The organism is Achromobacter sp. MUI-25009338, from assembly GCF_057359325.1.
This window is the reverse complement of sequence record NZ_CM170627.1, coordinates 1,396,351-1,416,518: the sequence shown is the minus strand read 5'-3', so window position 1 is coordinate 1,416,518 and position 20,168 is coordinate 1,396,351. Positions and strand designations below refer to the sequence as shown.

Annotated in this window: 16 protein-coding genes and 1 pseudogene; 3 read left to right on the top strand and 14 right to left on the bottom strand. The window is 69.7% G+C overall.

Annotation, left to right across the window (positions count from 1 at the left end; translation table 11 throughout):
* Positions 1–25: 25 nt before the first annotated feature.
* The 3 genes from AC1IQ6_RS06675 to tkt all read right to left on the bottom strand — a co-directional run bounded on the left by AC1IQ6_RS06675 (position 26) and on the right by tkt (position 4,391).
* Positions 26–1,234 (bottom strand): phosphoglycerate kinase, encoded by a 1,209-nt coding sequence (locus tag AC1IQ6_RS06675; protein ID WP_111825657.1) that lies wholly within the window; start codon positions 1,232–1,234, stop codon positions 26–28.
* Between the two features lie 95 nt (positions 1,235–1,329).
* Entirely contained in the window at positions 1,330–2,340 is a 1,011-nt protein-coding gene (gene gap, locus AC1IQ6_RS06670; RefSeq protein ID WP_102773681.1) for a type I glyceraldehyde-3-phosphate dehydrogenase, read from the bottom strand.
* Between the two features lie 14 nt (positions 2,341–2,354).
* Positions 2,355–4,391 (bottom strand): transketolase, encoded by a 2,037-nt coding sequence (tkt, locus tag AC1IQ6_RS06665; RefSeq protein WP_102773682.1) that lies wholly within the window; start codon positions 4,389–4,391, stop codon positions 2,355–2,357.
* A gap of 226 nt (positions 4,392–4,617) precedes the next feature.
* On the opposite strand from tkt, the gene AC1IQ6_RS06660 reads away from it, so the two are divergent.
* Positions 4,618–5,349 (top strand): 16S rRNA (uracil(1498)-N(3))-methyltransferase, encoded by a 732-nt coding sequence (locus AC1IQ6_RS06660; RefSeq protein WP_102774141.1) that lies wholly within the window; start codon positions 4,618–4,620, stop codon positions 5,347–5,349.
* A gap of 13 nt (positions 5,350–5,362) precedes the next feature.
* Here the strand turns inward: AC1IQ6_RS06660 and AC1IQ6_RS06655 are convergent, their stop codons facing one another.
* The 4 genes from AC1IQ6_RS06655 to AC1IQ6_RS06640 all read right to left on the bottom strand — a co-directional run bounded on the left by AC1IQ6_RS06655 (position 5,363) and on the right by AC1IQ6_RS06640 (position 10,341).
* Positions 5,363–5,830 carry a barstar family protein gene (locus AC1IQ6_RS06655; RefSeq protein WP_102773683.1) on the bottom strand — a complete coding sequence of 156 codons (468 nt, stop codon included), beginning with the start codon at positions 5,828–5,830 and terminating at the stop codon, positions 5,363–5,365.
* Positions 5,827–7,056, bottom strand: coding sequence for a patatin-like phospholipase family protein (locus tag AC1IQ6_RS06650; RefSeq protein ID WP_168202165.1), 1,230 nt, complete (start codon positions 7,054–7,056; stop codon positions 5,827–5,829). Before AC1IQ6_RS06650 ends, AC1IQ6_RS06655 begins: the two co-directional genes overlap by 4 nt.
* Complete coding sequence (locus AC1IQ6_RS06645; protein ID WP_485866032.1) at positions 7,037–9,325, bottom strand: NADP-dependent malic enzyme; 2,289 nt, start codon at positions 9,323–9,325, stop codon at positions 7,037–7,039. Before AC1IQ6_RS06645 ends, AC1IQ6_RS06650 begins: the two co-directional genes overlap by 20 nt.
* A 131-nt stretch (positions 9,326–9,456) precedes the next feature.
* Complete coding sequence (locus AC1IQ6_RS06640) at positions 9,457–10,341, bottom strand: FAD-binding protein (protein WP_485866031.1); 885 nt, start codon at positions 10,339–10,341, stop codon at positions 9,457–9,459.
* A 43-nt stretch (positions 10,342–10,384) separates the two neighbouring features.
* Between AC1IQ6_RS06640 and AC1IQ6_RS06635 the strand changes: the two genes are divergently transcribed.
* Positions 10,385–11,545: a pyridoxal phosphate-dependent aminotransferase gene (locus AC1IQ6_RS06635; protein ID WP_485866030.1), complete on the top strand. Its 1,161-nt coding sequence runs from the start codon at positions 10,385–10,387 to the stop codon at positions 11,543–11,545.
* A gap of 145 nt (positions 11,546–11,690) precedes the next feature.
* On the opposite strand, the gene AC1IQ6_RS06630 is transcribed toward AC1IQ6_RS06635, so the two are convergent.
* On the bottom strand, positions 11,691–12,509 hold the full coding sequence (locus AC1IQ6_RS06630) for a lytic transglycosylase domain-containing protein (RefSeq protein ID WP_102773686.1): 819 nt from the start codon (positions 12,507–12,509) through the stop codon (positions 11,691–11,693).
* 81 nt (positions 12,510–12,590) lie between these two features.
* Here AC1IQ6_RS06630 and ubiD point away from each other — a divergent pair, with 81 nt between their 5' ends.
* Positions 12,591–14,135: a 4-hydroxy-3-polyprenylbenzoate decarboxylase gene (gene ubiD, locus AC1IQ6_RS06625; protein WP_102773687.1), complete on the top strand. Its 1,545-nt coding sequence runs from the start codon at positions 12,591–12,593 to the stop codon at positions 14,133–14,135.
* A gap of 15 nt (positions 14,136–14,150) precedes the next feature.
* On the opposite strand, the gene AC1IQ6_RS06620 is transcribed toward ubiD, so the two are convergent.
* From AC1IQ6_RS06620 to AC1IQ6_RS06595, 6 genes and pseudogenes are all read right to left on the bottom strand, one after another.
* Complete coding sequence (locus AC1IQ6_RS06620; protein ID WP_485866029.1) at positions 14,151–14,519, bottom strand: hypothetical protein; 369 nt, start codon at positions 14,517–14,519, stop codon at positions 14,151–14,153.
* Positions 14,520–14,522: 3 nt separating this feature from the next.
* Complete coding sequence (locus AC1IQ6_RS06615; protein ID WP_485866028.1) at positions 14,523–14,942, bottom strand: phage holin family protein; 420 nt, start codon at positions 14,940–14,942, stop codon at positions 14,523–14,525.
* Between the two features lie 59 nt (positions 14,943–15,001).
* On the bottom strand, positions 15,002–15,319 hold the full coding sequence (locus tag AC1IQ6_RS06610; protein WP_043544379.1) for an ElaB/YgaM/YqjD family protein: 318 nt from the start codon (positions 15,317–15,319) through the stop codon (positions 15,002–15,004).
* An 84-nt stretch (positions 15,320–15,403) separates the two neighbouring features.
* Complete coding sequence (locus tag AC1IQ6_RS06605) at positions 15,404–16,129, bottom strand: hypothetical protein (protein ID WP_111825662.1); 726 nt, start codon at positions 16,127–16,129, stop codon at positions 15,404–15,406.
* A 69-nt stretch (positions 16,130–16,198) separates the two neighbouring features.
* Positions 16,199–18,940, bottom strand: a complete 2,742-nt coding sequence (locus tag AC1IQ6_RS06600; RefSeq protein WP_485866027.1) for a nitrate reductase — start codon at positions 18,938–18,940, stop codon at positions 16,199–16,201.
* 9 nt (positions 18,941–18,949) lie between these two features.
* Positions 18,950–20,164 (bottom strand): annotated as a pseudogene (locus AC1IQ6_RS06595) (NAD(P)/FAD-dependent oxidoreductase); the annotation flags it as partial.
* Positions 20,165–20,168 lie beyond the last annotated feature (4 nt).

The window sequence follows — 20,168 nt, the reverse complement described above, 5'->3', positions numbered from 1 at the left end:
CCGGCGGCTCGCGCCGCCGGATGGGTTACGCGCCGGCGTCCGTCGAGGCGCGGGCTTCCAGCACCGCGACGGCGGGCAGGGTCTTGCCTTCCAGGAACTCCAGGAACGCACCGCCGCCGGTCGAGATGTAGCCGACCTGCTCGCCGATGCCGTACTTGGCGATGGCGGCCAGCGTGTCGCCGCCGCCGGCGATGGAAAAGCCGGCCGAGTCGGCGATGGCGCGGGCCACCACTTCGGTGCCGTGGGCGAACTGGTCGAACTCGAACACGCCCACCGGGCCGTTCCAGACGATGGTGCCGGCCTGCTTCAGGATGCCGGCCAGCTGCGCCGCGGTCTGCGGGCCGATGTCCAGGATCATGTCGTCCTCGGCCACGTCGGCCGCGGCCTTGACCGTGGCTTCGGCGTCGGCGCCGAAGGACTTGGCGCAGACCACGTCCACCGGGATCGGCACGGCCGCGCCGCGCTGTTTCATCATGTCGATGACGGCGCGGGCCTGCTCGACCTGGTCGGGCTCGGCCAGCGATTTGCCGATGGGCAGGCCGGCGGCCAGCATGAAGGTGTTGGCGATGCCGCCGCCCACCACCAGCTGGTCGACCTTGTCGGCCAGCGATTGCAGGATGGACAGCTTGGTCGAGACCTTGGAGCCGCCGACGATGGCGACCAGCGGACGCTTGGGCTCGTGCAGCGCGCGGCCCAGGGCTTCGAGTTCGGCGGCCAGCAGCGGGCCGGCGCAGGCCACGGGCGCGAAGCGCGCGATGCCGTGGGTGGTGGCCTCGGCGCGGTGCGCGGTGCCGAAGGCGTCGTTGACGTAGACGTCGCAAAGCGCGGCCATCTTGCGCGCCAGGGTTTCGTCGTCTTTCTTCTCGCCGACGTTGACGCGGCAGTTCTCCAGCAGCACGACCTGGCCGTGGTCGACCTTGACGCCGTCGACCCAGTCGCGCACCAGCTGCACGGGCATGCCCAGCAGCTCGGACAGGCGCTGGCCGACCTTGGCCAGCGAATCGGCCTCGGTCAGCACGCCTTCCTTGGGGCGGCCCAGGTGGGACGTGACCATCACGGCGGCGCCGGCGTCCAGCGCCATGCGGATGCCGGGCACCGAGGCGCGGATGCGGGTGTCTTCGCTGATGCGGCCGGCGTCGTCGAACGGCACGTTCAGATCGGCGCGGATGAACACGCGCTTGCCGGACAGGGCGCCGGACTTGGCCAGCGCGGACAGGGTATTGACCTTGGGCATGAGTATGGATTCCTACGATTGGCGTACAAAGGGGACGAACCCATTTTCCGCGCCGGCGGAAAACAAATCCGTCCCCTGTGGACTGACTGCGTGGCTTACTTGGCCGTCATCAGCGCGACGGTGGTGTCGAGCATGCGGTTCGAGAAGCCCCACTCGTTGTCGTACCAGGAAGAGACCTTGACCAGGCGGCCCGAGACCTTGGTCAGCGACGCGTCGACGGTGCTGGAGGCCGGGTTGTGGTTGTAGTCCACCGAGACCAGGGGTTCGGTGTTGTAGTCCAGGATGCCCTTGAGCTCGCCTTCCGAGGCGGCCTTCAGGATGCCGTTGACTTCTTCGACGGTGGTGTCGCGCTTGGCCACGAAGGACAGGTCGACGATGGACACGTTGATGGTCGGGACGCGGATGGCGTAGCCGTCCAGCTTGCCGTTCAGTTCAGGCAGCACCAGGCCCACGGCGGCGGCGGCGCCGGTCTTGGTGGGGATCATGCTCATGGTGGCCGAACGGGCGCGGCGCAGGTCTTCGTGGTAGACGTCGGTCAGGACCTGGTCGTTGGTGTAGGCGTGGACCGTGGTCATCAGGCCGTTTTCCAGGCCCAGCTTGTCGTTCAGCGGCTTGACCAGCGGGGCCAGGCAGTTGGTGGTGCACGACGCGTTGGAGATGACGGTGTCCGAGGCCTTCAGCACGCCGTGGTTCACGCCGTACACGACGGTGGCGTCGACGTCCTTGCCGCCGGGAGCCGAGATGATGACCTTCTTGGCGCCGCCCTTGATGTGCGCGCCGGCCTTTTCTTTGGTGGTGAAAAAGCCCGTGCATTCCAACACCACGTCGACCTTCAGCTCGCCCCAGGGCAGCTCGGCCGGGTTGCGGTTGGCCAGCACGCGGATCTTGTCGCCGTTGACGACCATGTATTCGCCGTCGACCTCGACCGTGCCCGGGAACTTGCCGTGGGCGGTGTCGTAGCGCGTCAGGTGCGCGTTGGTCTTGGGATCGCCCAGGTCGTTGATGGCGACGATTTCGATGTCGTGCTTCTTGCCACCTTCGTAGTGGGCACGCAGGATGTTGCGGCCGATGCGGCCGTAACCGTTGATGGCGACGCGAATGGTCATGACTAAGCTCCTTTTTACAAAACTTGGCGGACGGTCTCGGCCACCTTGTCGGCGGTCAGCCCGAAGAACTTGAACAGCGCGCCGGCCGGCGCGGATTCGCCGTAGCGGTCGATGCCGACGACGGCGCCTTCCAGGCCCACGTACTTGTGCCAGAAGGCGGTGATGCCGGCCTCGACGGCCACGCGCGGCAGGCCCTTGGGCAGCACCGACTGCTTCCAGGCGGCGTCCTGGCGGTCGAACACATCGGTGCTGGGCATGGAGACCACGCGCACCGCAATGCCTTCCTTGGCCAGCTGGGCCTGCGCGTCCAGCGCGATGGCGACTTCCGAGCCGGTGGCGATGATGACGGCGCGGGCGCCCTCGGCGTCGCGCAGCACGTAGCCGCCGCGGGCGATGGCGTCCACGGTGGCGGCGTCACGCTGCACGAACGGCAGGTTCTGGCGCGACAGCAGCAGCGCCGTGGGGCCGCCGTCGTGCACGTCCATGCCGATGCTGGCCGGGCGCGTCACGGCCGCGTTCCAGGCCACGGCGGTTTCCGTGGTATCGCAGGGGCGCCACAGCGACAGGTTGGGGATCAGGCGCAGGCTGGAGGCGTGTTCGATGGACTGGTGGGTCGGGCCGTCTTCGCCCAGGCCGATCGAGTCGTGGGTGAACACGTGCACCACGCGCTGCTTCATCAGCGCCGCCATGCGGATGGCGTTGCGCGAGTAGTCGGAGAAGGTCAGGAAGGTGCCGCCGAACGGCAGGTAGCCGCCGTGCAGGGCCACGCCGTTCATGATGGCGGCCATGCCGAATTCGCGCACGCCGTAGTTGATATGGCGGCCGAACTGGATGCCCTGCTCGCCGGCGCGCACCGGCGCGACGCCCTTCCAGTCGGTGAAGTTGGAGCCGGTCAGGTCGGCCGAGCCGCCCAGCATTTCCGGCAGCGCGGCGGCCAGCGCCGCGATCGCGAACTGCGACGCCTTGCGGGTGGCCACGGTCTCGGCCTTTTCCAGCGTGGCGTTCAGGAAGGCCTGGAACTGCTCGGCGTAGCCGGCGGGCAGCTCGCCCTTCATGCGGCGGGTGAATTCGGCGGCTTCGGCCGGGAATTCGGCGGCGTAGGCGTCGAAGGCGGACTGCCATTCGGCCTGGGCCGCGGCGCCGCGCTTGCGGCCGTCCCAGCCGTCGTAGATTTCCTGCGGGATCTGGAACGGCTCCGACGACCAGCCCAGCGCGGCGCGGGTGGCGGCGATCTCGTCCTTGCCCAGCGGCGCGCCGTGCACGTTGTGGGTGCCGGCCATGTTGGGCGAACCCTTGCCGATGACGGTGCGGCAGACGATCAGGGTGGGCTTTTCCGATTGCGCGCGCGCGGCCTTGATGGCGGCGTCCACAGCGGCGACGTCGTGGCCGTCCACGCCGCGGATCACGTTCCAGCCGTAGCCTTCGAAGCGCTTGGCGGTGTCGTCGGCGAACCAGTGCTCGACGTGGCCGTCGATGGAAATGCCGTTGTCGTCATACAGCACCACCAGCTTGCCCAGCTTGAGCGTGCCGGCCAGCGAGCAGACTTCGTGCGAGATGCCTTCCATCAGGCAGCCGTCGCCGGTGAAGGCGTAGGTGTGGTGGTCGACGATGGTGTGGCCGGGCTTGTTGAATTCGGCGGCCAGCAGGGCTTCGGCGAGCGCCATGCCCACGGCGTTGCCCAGGCCCTGGCCCAGCGGGCCGGTGGTCGTTTCCACGCCCGGGGTGATGCCCACTTCGGGGTGGCCCGGGGTCTTGGAATGCAGCTGGCGGAAGTTCTTGAGTTCTTCGATCGGCAGATCGTAGCCGGTCAGGTGCAGCAGGGCGTAGATCAGCATGGAGCCGTGGCCGTTGGACAGCACGAAGCGGTCGCGGTTGGCCCAGGCGGGATCTTTGGGGTTGTGACGCAGGTTGCCGGCCCACAAGGCTTGGGCGATTTCCGCCATGCCCATGGGAGCACCCGGGTGCCCGGAGTTCGCTTGTTGCACGGCGTCCATCGCGAGGGCGCGGATGGCATCCGCCAAGGCAAGTTTAGGGGCGGTCGGATTGCTCATTCGGAAGGCTCTTTGAAGCTGGTCACCTGGAACACGGCAGGGCCAGTTAAGTAGGTTGCGAAGCAGGGGATTTTAGCACCCGGGGGTTTCCCTCAGGCCATCGGCCATAAGCCGTCCCCCATGCTAGGCTACGCGGCTGACGCAAATGCCCCGCGCCGGCTCCGCCGCCGGGGCCGGCCGCCCCCCGGAGGGGCTGTTTTTTCCCCGATCCGCCACGTTTCGTTTCATGTCCGCCCCCCGCTTCTTCTGCGACCTCCCTCTGACCGCCGGCGCCCGAGTCGCCCTGCCGGACGCCCTGGCCCACCACGCGCTGCGGGTGCTGCGGCTGCGCCACGGCGAGGCCATCGTCCTGTTCAACGGCCAGGGCGGCGAATTCCCCGCCGTACTGGAGGCCGAGGGCAAGGCCGGGTTCGCCCGGCTGGGGCCGTTTTCGCCGCGCGAGGCCGAGCTGGCCGGGCGCATCACCCTGGTCCAGGGCCTGCCTTCCGGCGACAAGATGGACTGGGTGGTGGAAAAAGCGGTGGAACTGGGGGTGGCCCGGGTCTGTCCAGTGGCGGCGCAGCGCAGCGTGCTGCAATTGTCGGGGCCGCGGCTGGACAAGCGCGTGGCGCACTGGCGGCGCATCGCCCAAGCCGCCAGCGAGCAATGCGGACGCAACCGGCTGATGGCGGTGGACGCGCCCCTGGCGCTGGCCGAATGGCTGGCGCAGCCCGCCGACGGCCTGCGCCTGATGTGCCATCCGGAAGCGGCCGACGATCTGGCCGCCCGGCTGCGCGCAGATCCCGGCCTGCAGGCGCTGACGCTGCTGGTCGGCCCCGAGGGCGGATGGTCGGACAAGGAACTGGAACAGGCGCGGCAGGCGGGGGTCCAGGCGGTGCGCTTCGGCCCGCGGGTGCTGCGCACCGAGACGGCGGGCCTGGCGCTGGCCTCGGCCGCCGGGGCGCTGCTGGGCTGGTAGCCCGGCCAGGGCTTCAGTGGTTTTCGCCGTAGGGCGCGGCCGCCACGCCCGGCTCGGGATCGGGGTGCCTGCCGGCGTGTTCGATCACGTACGAAAACACGCGCCCGTTTTCGCGGGCGAAATCGGACGCATCGGAACATACGGTTTCGATCAGGCCGGCGTCTTCCTCTAGCGCCGGATCGCCCGAGTGCAGCCGGTACAGCCACAGCACCACGCCGGTCTTGTGGTCCAGCACGGTGTCGCACAGACAGTCGTAGAGCGCGTCGAGATTGCCGCCGAAGTACTCGGGGAAGTCGACCGCCTTGACGATGGCGCGCAGCACCGCCGAACGGCTGCGGGCGGGATCGCAATTGGCGACGAACAAGGCCAGGCCGAGCTCATGGGCGGCGTCTACCACGGCCTTCTTGTCCAGCCCCTCGTGGGCCAGCGCACCGCCGCGCAGCAGCTGCCGCTGCAAAGTAGATTGGCCATTGCGCGTCATGCCCGAGCCTCCTTGAAAAAGGCGATCACTTCATCGCTACGCTGCATCGTATCGGCATAACCCAGTTCAATCAATCGCTTGGTGTAGCTGGATTCAAACAGGAGGTAGGACATCAGCGACCCGCCTCCCGGACGGCCTGGATCGGACGATACACCGAGCACGCGGAAAAGGGCACGGGCCTGGGTCGGCATGTCCTTCAAATGCTCCAGCGCCATCAGGTCCAGCGACTGGCTGGGCGTGATGGTCAGCACCTCCACGCGGCGCACGCCGCCGCGGACGCCCTCCTCGCCGGCCAGCTCCGTCAGGAAGTTCATGCGCTGCAGGCGCTCGACGTCGGCCGACAGCCCGTCCAGGAAGATGCTGGCCAGCGCATGGCCGCCCACCTGCGCCAGGGACGGGTACGGCGGCGAGTCTTCGCGGTTCTCGGGGTGGGTGTCGTCGCGGAATCCGGTGCCGATCACCAGCACGCGGCTGGCGCCCAGGTGGATGGCCGGGCTGATCGGCGCCAGCTGGCGCATCGAGCCGTCGCCGCACCATTCGCCCTTGCCGTGCACCTGCACCTGGCGGGCCGGGAAGACGAAGGGAATGGCCGACGAGGCCATCAGGTGGTCGATGCCGATCGGGGTCGGGATGGCCAGGCGCAGATAGCGGTGCCAGGGCTCGATCGGCGTATGCGCCTGGTAGAAGGTCAGGTGCTCGCCGCTGGTGTAGCCCGAGGCCGTGATGGCCAGCGCCGACAGGGCGCCGCTTTCGAGGTTGGCGCGCAGGTGCTGGAAGTCCAGCACCCGGCCCAGCAAGGCCTCCATGGGGCTGTTGTCCAGCAGCGAGGTGGGCCGCTTGCGCGCCAGGCCCGAGAACATCCAGCCCAGCGACAGCAGGCCCAGCCAGCGGCCGCCCGTGCGGATGATGCCGGGCGTGTCGGCCCGGTAGATCATGTCGGTGTTGAGCGAAGACCACAGGCGCCGGATGCGGCGCACGCCCAGGTGCGGACGGTCGGCGCGGCAGGCCAGCGCGGCGGCGTTGATGGCGCCGGCGGACGTGCCGCAGATGATGTGAAACGGGTTCTGGAAGCGCGAATGCCAGTCCGGGTCCAGCAGCTCCATGATGGCGCTGAGCACGCCGACCTGGTAGGCGGCGCGGGCGCCGCCTCCGGTCAGGACCAGGCCGGTCTGCGTGCGCGGGCACGCAGGGCCGGCCGGGCGGACTTCAACGCGGGGTGTTGGCATCGACGACCGTCATGGCGGTCATGTTGACGATGCGGCGCACGGTCGAGCTGGAAGTCAGGATGTGCACCGGCGCGTTCGCGCCCAGCAGGAACGGACCCACCGCCACGTTGCTGCCCGCGGTGGTCTTGAGCAGGTTGTAGGCGATGTTGCCGGCGTCCACGTTCGGGCACACCAGCAGGTTGGCCTCGCCCTTGAGCGAGGACGAAGGCAGGATGCGCATGCGCAGCGCCTCGTCCAGCGCGCAGTCGCCGTGCATCTCGCCGTCGATCTCCAGCTCCGGGTCGATCTCGCGCACCAGCTCCAGCGCGCGGCGCATCTTCGCGCCCGAGGCCGAGCTGCCCGAGCCGAAGTTGGAACGCGACAGCAGCGCCGCCTTGGGCGCCAGGAACATGCGGCGCATCTCGTGGGCGGCCGCGACGGTGAACTCGGCGATCTGCTCGGCCGTGGGCTCGTCGTTGACGTGGGTGTCGACCAGCACCACCGTGCGCTCGTTGAGCAGCAGGATGTTCATGGCCGCGTACACGTTGTGGCCGGGGCGGCGGCCGATCACCTCGTCCACGAAACGCAGGTGGTCGTGGTAGGCGCCGACCGAGCCGCAGACCATGCCGTCGGCGTCGCCCAGGCGCACCATCATCGCGCCGATCAGCGTCATGCGGCGGCGCATCTCCACCCGCGCCATTTCCTTGGTGATGCCGCGGCGGCACATCAGCTCCCAGTACGTGGTCCAGTACTGGTGGAAGCGCTCGTCGTATTCCGGGTTGGTGACTTCAACGTCCTGGCCCAGGCGCAGGCGCAGGCCCAGTTTTTCGATGCGGGCCAGCAGCACCGACGGGCGGCCCACCAGAATGGGACGGGCCAGGCCTTCGTCGACCACCACCTGCACCGCGCGCAGCACGCGCTCGTCCTCGCCTTCGGCGAACACGATGCGAGCCTTGCCACCCTCGCGCACGATGCGCTTGGACGCCGCGAACAGCGGCTTCATGAACGCGCCTGAGTGGTACACGAACTGCTGCAGCTGCGCCTCGTAGGCCTCCAGGTCGGCCAGCGGGCGCGTGGCCACGCCGTCTTCCATCGCCGCCTTGGCCACCGCCGGCGCAATGCGCACGATCAGGCGCGGATCGAACGGCTTGGGAATCAGGTAGTCCGGGCCGAACGAAATGTCATAGGTGCCGTAGGCGGCCGCCACCACTTCGTTCTGCTCTTCCTCGGCCAGCTCGGCGATGGCGTACACCGCCGCCTTTTCCATCTCGCGCGTGATGGTCGTGGCGCCCACGTCCAGCGCGCCGCGGAAAATGTACGGAAAGCACAGCACGTTGTTGACCTGGTTCGGGTAGTCCGAACGGCCCGTGGCCATCACCACGTCGTCGCGCACGCCGTGCGCCACTTCCGGCAGGATCTCCGGCGTCGGGTTGGCCAGCGCCAGGATCAGCGGACGCGGACCCATCGCCGCCACCATCTCCGGCTTGAGCACGCCGCCGGCCGACAGGCCCAGGAACACGTCGGCGCCCTGGATCACCTCGGCCAGCTTGCGCGCGTCGGTCTTTTGCGCGAAGCGCGCCTTGTCCGGGTCCATCAGCGCCGTGCGGCCTTCGTAGACCACGCCTTCGATGTCGGTGACCCACACATTCTCCAGCGGCAGGCCCAGGTCCACCATCAGGTCCAGGCAGGCCAGCGCGGCCGCGCCGGCGCCCGAGGTCACCACCTTGACCTGCTTGATGTCCTTGCCCACCACTTTCAGGCCGTTGATGAAGGCCGCCGACACACAGATCGCGGTGCCGTGCTGGTCGTCATGGAAAACCGGGATCTTCATGCGGTCGCGCAGCTTGCGCTCGACGACGAAGCATTCGGGGGCCTTGATGTCTTCGAGGTTGATGCCGCCGAAGGTGGCTTCCAGGCCGGCGATGATCTCGACCAGCTTGTCGGGGTCGGTCTCGTTGATCTCGATGTCGAACACGTCCAGGCCGGCGAACTTCTTGAACAGCACCGCCTTGCCTTCCATCACCGGCTTGGACGCCAGCGCACCGATATTGCCCAGCCCCAGCACCGCGGTGCCGTTGGTGATCACGCCCACCAGGTTGCCGCGCGCCGTGTAGCGGAACACGTTGGCCGGGTCGGCCACGATTTCCTCGCAGGCCGCCGCCACGCCGGGCGAATAGGCCAGCGCCAGGTCGCGCTGGTTGGTGAGCTGCTTGGTCGGCATGACCGCGACTTTGCCGGGGCGTCCGTGCTCGTGGTATTCAAGGGCGGCTTTGCGGAGATTGGCATCCATAGGGGCGGGCTACTTGCTAGAGTGTGAGACACGGAAAGGGGGGAATTCTATTCCGATGGCGCCGGCCGCGATACCTCCGCGCCCCTTGCCAGGCTTGCGTTTCCATCTTAACGCGAGCTTACAAATTGTCGCTATTGCGGCGCCGACAACAAGGGGAAACGGCCGTCCGGATCGAACAGCGCCTTCACCCGCGAATCCAGCCGGGTCGTGGCCAGCCCCGGCGGCTCGGCCGGCGGCGGCAGTTGCGGCGCCGGCGGCGCGTCGGCCAGCGTGACGCCGGACACCCACGCCAGCGTGCCGCCGTGGCCCAGCAGCAGCTGCCCCAGGTTGACGGTGGCCGGCGCCTCGGGCTTGAGCGCGTCCAGGCGGTAGCGTCCCAGCCAGCGTTCGCCGTCGCGCGTGGCGAAGGCGTCCCCGCCCGAGGCCAGCTGGAACAGCGACGGCACCAGGCGCTGCACGGTGGCGGAACGCAGCGGCTGCACGTCGGCCTCGCCGAAGGCCCCCAGCGTTTCCTCCACCCCATCGGCCAGCATCACGTCCACCGCCAGCACGCCCGAACCGGCGCAGCGCCCGGCCTCCCAGCGCGCCGGCGCGGCCAGCCAGGCGGCCAGCGTCAGATCGCCCGGCAGCCCGGCGAACTGGCGCAGCCCGGCGCGCGCCAGCGCGGCCAGCGGCACCCCGGGCCGGGCATGCCAGCGCGCGGGCTCGCCGGGCAGGCGCAGCAATTCCGTCAGGGCCGACGGGTCCACCCGCAACAACGGCCCGTAATGGGTTTCGAACGGGCCTTCGGCCCCTTCCAGCGCCAGCGTGACGCGGTACTCGGCGCACAGGGCGCGGGCGTGCGCCACGTCGGCCTCGCGCGCCGGGATCAAAACGGCCCGCGGGCCGGCCTCGCCGCTCTCGCCCAGGTCGCGCACGGCGCCCTGGCACAGCAGCCCCAGGCGCTGCAGGAATGCCGCCCAGGGGCTCTGGGCCGGACGTCGGCCCAGGAGGAAAGCGCGGCGCGATGGCTGCATGACTACAATTCCTTTTTTGCTACGAAACGCCTTCGAGAATCCCATGCCCCGCCTTGCCGCCCGCACCCACGATTTCCTGACCTTCCAGGTAATGGAGCTGTTCAAGCAGGCGCAAGCGCTGCAGGCGGCCGGCAAGGACATTATCAGCCTGGGCATCGGCGAACCGGACTTTACCGCGCCGCCCCAGGTCGTGGAAGCGCTGGAACGCGCGGCCCGCACCGGGCTCAGCGGCTACAGTCCCTCGGCCGGCCTGACCCCGCTGCGCGAAGCCATCGCCCGGTTCTACCACGAACAGTTCGGCGCCAGCATCGATCCGTCGCGCGTCATCGTCACCGCGGGCGCCTCGGGCGCGCTGACGCTGGCCTGCGCGGCCCTGGTCAACGGCGGCGGCGAAGTGCTGATGCCCGACCCCTCCTACCCCGCCAACAGCAACTTCGTGCTGGCCGCCGGCGGCGTGCCGCGGCTGATTCCCAGCACGGCGCAGAAGCGTTTCCAGCTGTCGGCCCAGGACGTGGCCGACAACTGGACGCCGGCCACCCAGGGCGTGCTGATCGCTTCGCCCAGCAACCCCACCGGCACCTCCATCGCCCACGGCGAACTGGCCGAGCTGCTGGCGCAGGTCCGCGCGCGCGACGGCTTCGCCATCGTCGACGAGATCTACCTTGGCCTGTCCTACGAGGGCCAGCCGCGTTCAGCGCTGACGCTGGACGACGACGTCATCGTCATCAACAGCTTCTCGAAGTATTTCCACATGACCGGCTGGCGCCTGGGCTGGATGATCGTGCCGCAGGACATGGTGGCGCCGGTGGAGAAGATCGCCGCCAGCCTGGCGATCTGCGCGCCCACGCTGGCCCAGCATGCCGCGCTGGCCTGCTTCACGCCGGGCGCGATGAAAACCTTCGAGCACCGCCGCGAGGCGTTCAGGCAGCGCCGCGACTACCTGCTGCCGGAATTCGAGCGCCTGGGCATCCAGGTGCCGGTCAAGCCGGACGGCGCCTTCTATATTTATGCCGACATCTCCAACCTGGGCATGGACAGCGCCGCGTTCTCGCAGCGCCTGCTGCTGGAGGCCGGCGTGGCCGCCGTGCCCGGGCTGGACTTCGGGCCGGCCCACGGCGGGCACACCATGCGCTTTTCCTATGCCACGGGACTGGACCGCCTGGAAGAGGCGGTGGCCCGGATGGGGCGGTTGCTGCAGGGGTGAGGGGCGGTTGCGGCTGGGGTCGGTCGAATGCCTCGCGCCGCGCCCGTCACCGTAGGATGGGTGCAGCGCGTCGCCATCATCACAAGAACGCGACTGTCGAGCGCGCGTAACCCATCGGGCGGCGCCAGCCGCCGTTTTAAGGCGTTCAGTCGCGCGCCAGCGCGATGCCCGAGGCCAGCGCCAGGCGGCGCCGTTCGGCCTGCACCTTGGCGCCGTAGCCGTTGTCGTCGGGCCCCGTGGCGCCCACGTAACAGGCCAGGCCGCCGTCCACCGATCCGCGGCGGTTGATGCAATCGCGCAGAATCGTGGTGCCCACGCCGATGTTGGCGGCCGGGTCCAGCGGGTTCTTGCCGACGGCGTCGAACTTGTCCTGGTGCACGCTGGTCATCACCTGCATCAGGCCCTGGGCGCCCACGTGGCTTTCGGCCAGCGGGTTGTAGCGGGACTCGATGGCGATCACGGCCAGCACCAGCAGCGGATCCAGCTTCTTTTCGCGGCTGACCTTGTATACCGTGTTCAGCAGCGGGCCGGTCGCGTCATACGCGACCTTGTACTTGCGCGAGATATAGTTGCGCAAGGCTTCGGCCTGCGGGCCGCTCGCGATGCTGGCGACCGGCTTCACCGGCGGCGGAGCGACGCGCGCCGGCCCCAGCATGCCGGTGGCGTTGCTGGCGGGCGCGTCGGGGATGGCCATGGCGATGGCCGACGACATGTCCGTGCCGAGTTCGGAACCCGTGTCGAGATCGGTGCCGGCTTGCATGGACGTGGGCGCTAGGGCGGTCAACAAGGCTTTGTGCACCTGCAATGCCTGGTCGCGCAATCCAGGCAGGGCGAATCCCATGCTTACCGTCACGATCACCGCGATGCCCAGGTAGACGGAGCAGATGCGCAGCGATTCGGCAAGATATTGGTGCACTCCTTGGGCCATGCTCCTGAAGAGCGAGGCCACTGACGCATCGGGCATATAACCTCCTGCGTAAAAAAGAGGGAGTCAATGTTAACCTCTCTTTCTCTCCAAAATGTAACCAAATCGCCGGGATCTGTAGTGAAATACCGCGACCTTAGAGACTTCCTCGCTCAACTCGAACGCATGGGCGAGCTCAAACGCATCGCCCCGCCGGTGTCCACCCGGCTGGAAATGACCGAGATTTCCGACCGCGTGCTGCGGGCCGAAGGCCCCGCCCTGCTGTTCGAAAACGCCATGCACGACGGCCGTCCGGCGCAGATGCCGGTGCTGACCAACCTGTTCGGCACGCCGGCCCGCGTGGCCCGCGGCATGGGCGCCGACGACGTCAGCGCGCTGCGCGACATCGGCGAGCTGCTGGCATCGCTGCGCGAGCCCGAAGCGCCCCGCGGCCTGCGCGACGCGCTGGCCAAGGTGTCGATGCTGAAATCGGCGCTATGGGACATGAGCCCCAAGAACGTCAAGAGCCCCGCCTGCCAGGAGATCGTCTGGGAAGGCAAGGACGTGGACCTGACCCGCCTGCCGATCCAGACCTGCTGGCCGGGCGACGTGGCGCCGCTGCTGACCTGGGGCCTGGTGATCACGCGCGGCCCGAACGCGCGCCGCCAGAACCTGGGCATCTACCGCCAGCAGCTGCTCGGCCCCAACAAGCTGATCATGCGCTGGCTGTCGCATCGCGGCGGCGCGCTGGATTTCCGCGACCACGCCCTGGCCCATCCCGGCACGCCCTTCCCGGTCGCCGTCGCCCTGGGCGCGGACCCCGCCACCACGCTGGGCGCGGTCACGCCGGTGCCGGACAGCCTGTCCGAATACCAGTTCGCCGGCCTGCTGCGCGGCTCGCGCACCGAAACGGCGCAGGCGCTGGGCAGCAACCTGTCGGTGCCGGCCTGGGCCGAGATCGTGCTGGAAGGCCACCTGCTGCCCTCGTCGGACCCGCGCGCCGTCGCGCCCCGGGTGCCCGAGGGCGTCAATCCGCCGGCCAACACCGACTACGAGATGGCGCTGGAAGGCCCCTACGGCGACCACACCGGCTACTACAACGAGCAGGACTGGTTCCCCGTCTTCACGGTGGAGCGGATCACGATGCGGCGCAATCCCATCTACCACTCCACTTATACCGGCAAGCCGCCGGACGAGCCGGCCGTGCTGGGCGTGGCGCTCAACGAGGTGTTCGTGCCGCTGCTGCGCCGCCAGCTGCCGGAGATCGTGGACTTCTACCTGCCGCCCGAGGGCTGCAGCTACCGCCTGGCGGTGGTGTCCATCCGCAAGCAGTATGCCGGCCACGCCAAGCGCGTGATGTTCGGCCTGTGGAGCATTCTGCGGCAGTTCATGTACACCAAGTTCATCGTCGTGGTGGACGAGGACATCAACCCGCGCGACTGGAAGGAAGTGGTGTGGGCGATGACCACGCGCATGGACCCGGTGCGCGACACCCTGCTGGTGGAGAACACGCCCATCGACTATCTGGATTTCGCCTCGCCGGTGTCCGGCCTGGGCGGCAAGATGGGCATGGACGCCACCAATAAATGGCCGGGCGAAACCCAGCGCGAATGGGGCACGCCCATCACGATGGACGCCGACGTCAAGCAGCGCGTGGATGCGCTGTGGGGCCAGCTCGGCCTGTAGGCCGGGCCGCCCGGCTCAGCGCGGTTCGCCGTCGCGCCCGCCGTTCTGGCGGGCGCCGCGCCAGGCCTTGAACAGCTGCCAGCCGACGAACGCGCCGCCGGCGATCTTCAAGAGCTTGGATCGCTTGCCCCCGCGCATGACCATGGCCGAGAGCGAGGAACTGACGAGAGGATAGCGGCGCGCCAGGCTGATCGCCTGCAGCGCCCAGCGCGATGCGCTGCTGGAGGCCAGGCTGGGCAGCAGGCCGCGCAGAAGCGCGGACGGCTCCAGCCTGCGGCCCGCGGACGCGATGCTTTGCGCCAGCGATTCGCGCTCGATCGCGGCGCGGGCGCGCAGCAGTTCGATGCGCACGGCGCGGTCGACGGAAGGAGATCTTTTCGCCATCGCTCAGGCCTCCTCGCGGCGGGGCGCCTGCGGCGCTTCGTCTTCGTCCTGCGCGTCGCGGATGCGGTCGAGCAGCTCCGCGTCGCGCCCCAGCTCTTCGAGCGTGGCGGAGAACGGCGGCGCGCCGTAGACCAGCCCGTGCCGGACCATCAGCAGCAGCACCACGCCGACGATGCCGTACAAGGCCGCCAGCAGGCCCAGGGCCAGATAACGGTCTTCGGTGGGCCAGAAGGCCACCGCCACCGTGACGGTAAAGACCAGCACCGCCAGCGTCAGGAAGAGCAAGGCAGCAAACGCCATGCCCAGCAGCTTGAGCAAGCGCGCCTTTTCGTCCGAGGCCTCCAGGGCCAGGAGTTCCAGGCGCGTGCGCAGCAGCCCGACCAGGCTGGACGCGACGCCAAATACAGATTTACGCAGACCCATGGCGTGATGGACGCCGGGCGGCAGACGGCTGGCGTCGCCCGCCCGGATGCCCGGCCCCGTCAGCGGCGGCTGATCAGCAAGCCGAGCAGCAGGCCGGTCACGCCTGCGATGCCGATGGCTTGCCAGGGATTGTCATGCACGTAGTCGTCGGTCGCGCGGGCAGCCTTGCGGCCCCGTTCGAGCACGGCGTCCTGGGCCTCGTACAGGGCCTCGCGCGTGCGCTTGAGCGAAGTCAGCGCGCGGTCGCGCAGTTCGTTGGCCTTGTCGCCCGTGCTGCTGGCGGCTTCGCGCAGCAGGCTTTCGGCGTCGTTGAGGCTGGACTTGACACTGTCGATGAGTTTTTCTTTTGCGACGTCTTCGGATTTTCTCGTGGCCATTTTCTTGAGCTCCTGTTGTGTGTCCATGACGCAAACATAATACCAGCCGCCATCGCCGCGGCGCGGCGCGCTTGCTACGGTGTGCTACTTGATCTGCGTAATCTCAACGGCCGACTTCACGCCGCCCTGGTCGATGTCCTGTTTCATTACCAGATTGACGGCCGGGCAGTACCAGTCCGTCACGGTGGTGTTCATGCCGGGAATGGGCAGGGTGAGGCCCTGGAAGGTGGCCATGGTGGGGGTGGTGTCGCGGCTGTAGGTGATCGGATGGCAGGACTGCTTGCCCAGGGCGGTGTCCAGGGACATCTTTTTGCCCACTGTTTTTTCGCCGATGCGCACCGTGGTGGTGGGCTGGCCGCCCACCGGCGCCTCCTTGCCGATCTTCAGGCGAAACGAGGAGCCGGGCAGCTTCTGGCCCTGGCTGAGCTGGCCGTCGTAGGCGAACAGGCCCAGCATGCGCAGGTCGAACTGGCCCTCGGACGGCCGCGGCGCTTCGCCGGCGGTGGCGTAGCGCACGAAGGTGGCCTGCCCGCTCTTGACGGTCATCAGGTAATCGAGCCTGGACTTGCCCGGCGGCAGGCCGGCGTAGCTGAACGTGGCCACGCCGCGCACCCGCGCGCGGCAGTTGTCGCCGTTGGTCTTGGAGACTTCGGCGAAATTGAGGTCGGCGCCCAGCGCCAGGTTGCCCGTGCCGGTCAGCTGCACCGCGCCGCCGTCGTGCATGAACTGCGCGTCGCACACGCCGGCCTGCGTCGCCTGCGCCGCCGCCAGCGCGCCCGCCGCGAAAACAAAGGATGCCATTTTCCGCATCGTCACAAGCCACTCCATGAATCCGTAAAAAACCGTCCGCCGGACCTGCGGCGTAGGGGTGGCTCGATACTACACCGGGTTCGTCCCGGGGCGTATGTCGGAACGTGTCGGCGGCGGCGCGGCGCGGGCCATCATGGCCAGGATCTCGGGCACGCACGAACCGCAGCCCGTGCCGCAGCCCAGTCCGGATTTCAGCGCGGCCAGGTCGCAGCCCTGCCCGATGCCGGCCTGGATGGCCGCTACGCTTACGCCATTGCACACGCACACGGTGCGCGAGCGCGCCGCGCCGGCGATGCGGCCGGTCAGCAGCGCCGCCACGCCGCGCGGCGCCTCGCCACCGGCGGCCCATGACAGCAGCGCTTCCTGGGCCCGCAGATCGCCGGTCAGCAGAAAGCCGCGCAGGGCGCCCTGCTCCACCCTGACCCGCCGCATCAGGCCGCGCGCCGGATCGTCGAAGGCCACGTCGGGCCGGCGCAGATCCAGCGCGTCCGCCAGGGCGTCCAGCATGGCGGACGGCGGCGCGGCGGGCGCGGCCAGCCGCAGGCGCACGCCGCCCGCGCCCGCCGGCAGCGCCACGGCGTAGTCGAATCGGCGCAGCCACGGCGCCAGGCGCAGCCGCAGCGCGGCGGCGTCGCCCTGCAGCCACGCCGCCGCCTGCCATGGCAGGCCGGCGGGTTCGGCCGACACGGCGCAGTGCTTGAGTTCGGGCTGGCGCGACAGCGGATCGGCCGCCGGATTGGTCAGCGCGTTCACGCCCAGGCCCGCCATGAACGCGCTGCCCCAGTGCATCGGCAGGAACGCGCAGCCCGGCCTCAAGCCCTCGTCCGGCTGCGCCGGCGCGACCACGCTGCCCCGGCGCGACGTCAGCCTGGCCAGCGCGCCGGGCTCCAGGCCCAGGCGCCGCATGTCCTCGGGATGCAGCGACACCCAGGGTTCCTCGACGTGCCGCGTCAGCGCGCGCGCCAGCGAGGTGCGCGCCATCGTGTGCCAGTGGTCGCGCAGCCGCCCGGTGGTCAGCTGCAGCGGAAACGCCGGGCTGGCGGCTTCGGCCGTGGGCCGATACGCCAGGTCGATGAAGCGGGCCCGCCCGCCGGGCGTGGCGTACACGCCGTCGCCATACAGGCGCGCCGCGCCCCGCCCCTGCCGGTACGGCCATTGCTGCGGCCCGCCGGCTTCCAGCGCGGCGTAGTCCAGCGCGCTGTAGTCCAGGTCTCGGCCGGCCGTCATGCGGGCGTGCTCGGCGAAGACCTCGGCCTCGTCGCGGTAGCCGAACAGCGCCGCCTTGCCCGGCGCCAGCCTGGCGGCCAGGCGCTGCGCGACGGCCTGCGCCAGCCGCCAGTCGGGCCGGGCGTCTCCGGGCGGCGGGACGGCCGCGCGCACCCGGCTGATACGCCGCTCCGAATTGGTCACCGTGCCGGACTTCTCCGGCCAGGTGGCCGCCGGCAGCACCAGGTCGGCATAAGCCAGGGTCTCGGTGCCCGCGTACGCTTCCTGCACGATCACGAATTCCGCGCGCTCCAGCGCCGCGCGCACGCGGGCCTGGTCCGGCAGCGACTGCGCGGGATTGGTGGCCGCGATCCACAGCAGCTTGATGCGCCCGTCCAGCGCGGCGTCGAACATCTCCAGCGCGGTTGCGCCCGGCGCCTGCGGCAAGGCGTCCACGCCCCACAGCGCGGCCGTCTCGCGGCGGTCCCCGGGCGAGGCCGGATCGCGGTGCCCCGGCAGCAGCGTCGCCATGCCGCCGGCCTCGCGCCCGCCCATGGCGTTGGGCTGGCCGGTCAGCGAAAACGGTCCGGCTCCCGGCCTGCCGATCTGGCCGGTGGCCAGGTGCAGATGGATCAGCGCGGCATTCTTGTCGGTGCCGCTGGTCGACTGGTTCAGGCCCATGGTGTAGAGCGACAGCGCCGCCCCGGCCTGGCCGAACCAGCGCGCCGCCTGCGCGATGTCGGCCGCCGGCACGCCGCAAATCTCCTGCGCGGCCGCCGGCGTGCAGGATCGCACCCGCTCCCGCAGCGCCTCGAAGCCCTCGGTGTGGCGGCGGATGTAGCCGCGGTCGATCAGGTCCTCGTTCACCATGACGTGCAGCATGGCGTGGAACAGCGCCACGTCGGTGCCGGGCGCCAGCTGCAGGTGCAGGTCGGCGCAGGCCGCGGTATCGGTGCGCCGCGGATCGGCCACGACCAGCTTCATGCCGGGACGGCGCGCGCGCGCCGCCTCCAGCCGCCGGAACAGCACCGGGTGGGCGTAGGCCATGTTGGAGCCGGCGATCAGCACCGTGTCCGCCAGCTCCAGGTCTTCATAGCAGGCCGGCGGCGCGTCGGCGCCCAGGGTGCGCTTGTAGCCCGACACCGCGCTCGACATGCACAGGCGCGAATTGGTGTCGATATTGTTGGTGCCGACCAGCGCCCGCGCCAGCTTGTTGAAGACCGCATAGTCCTCGGTCAGCAGCTGGCCCGACAGATAAAAGCCCACCGAGTCGGGACCGTGCCGCCCAACGCAGTCGGCCAGCCGCCCGGCCGCGATGTCCAGGGCCTGGTCCAATGCGATGTCGGCCAACGGCTGGCCGCGCGCCGCGCGCCATTGCGCCGACAGCACGCGCGCGCCGTCGCGCCGCACCGTGTCGGCCAGCGCCAGTCCCTTGCTGCACAGCCTGCCGCGGTTGGCGGGATGCGCGTCGTCGCCCCGCACGCCCACCACGGCGCCGTCCCGCACCTGCACGCGCACGCCGCAGCCGGTGCCGCAATAGCAGCACACCGACGGCACTTCGGCGACGCCATCGGCCGCGGCGGGCCGGATCATGATCGTGTCCATGCGCTACCCGCCCGCCGCGCTTTCGCCGCCCATGAGCCGGTCGCGCAGCGCGCCTATGCCCCGCCCTTCCCGGATCAGCCGCAAGTACCAGGCGCCGTCGGCGGTGTCGCCGTACAGGCAGACGCCCACCAGCCTGTCGCCGCGGATGACCAGCTTCTTGTAGACGCCGTCCAGCGAGTCGGCCAGCGTGATGGCTTCGGTCTGCCCGCCGCCGGCGAATTCGCCGGCGGAGAACAGCTCGATGCCGCTGACCTTGAGTTTGGCCGACGTGACGCTGCCCTGGTAGCGGCCGATGCCGTGCAGCGCCAGATGATTGGCCGCCACCCGGGCCTGCTCGAACAGCGGCGCCACCAGCCCGTAGGCCGTGCCCCGATGGTTGGCGCATTCGCCCACCGCGTAGACGCGCGGATCGTAGGTCTGCAAGGTGTCGCTGACCACCACGCCGCGGTTCACGTACAGGCCGCAGCGCTCGGCCAGCTCGGTGTTCGGCCTGACGCCGGCCGCCATCACGACCAGATCCGCCGGGATCTCCTCGCCGTCGGCGAAACGCAGCGCGCGCACGCGCCCGTCCGCCCCGCCCAGGATGGCCTGGGTCTGGCGCCGCAGCAGGAATTTCAGCCCGCGCGCCTCCAGGCTGGCGCGCAGCAGCGCCGCGGCCGCGCCGTCCAGCTGCCGGTCCAGCAGCGACGCGCCCAGGTGCACCACCGACACATCCATGCCGCGCGCGGCCAGGCCGTTCGCGGCCTCCAGGCCCAGCAGCCCGCCGCCGACCACGACCGCGTGCCGGTAGCGCGCGGAAGCGTCGATCATCTCGTTCACGTCGCCGATCCCGCGAAAGGCGACCACGCCCCGGAGATCCTTGCCCGGCACCGGCGGCATGTAAGGCGTCGAGCCGGTGGCCAGCAGCAGCCGGTCGTAGGGCGCGCAGCCGCCCTCGTCGTCCAGCACCCGGCGGCGCGCGCGGTCCACCTCCACCACCTTGCGCCCCATCAGCAGGCGGATGCCGTGGCGCGCGTACCAGTCCTCGTCGTTCAGCACGATGTCCCGCAGGCTTTGTTCGCCGGCCAGCACGGGCGAGAGCAGGATGCGGTTGTAGTTGGTGTAGGGCTCGGCGCCGTACACCGTGATGTCGTACAGGTCGGGCGCCAGCTTCAGCAGTTCTTCCAGCGTGCGTATGCCCGCCATGCCGTTGCCCACCACCACCAGTTTCTGTTTCGCTCCCATGATG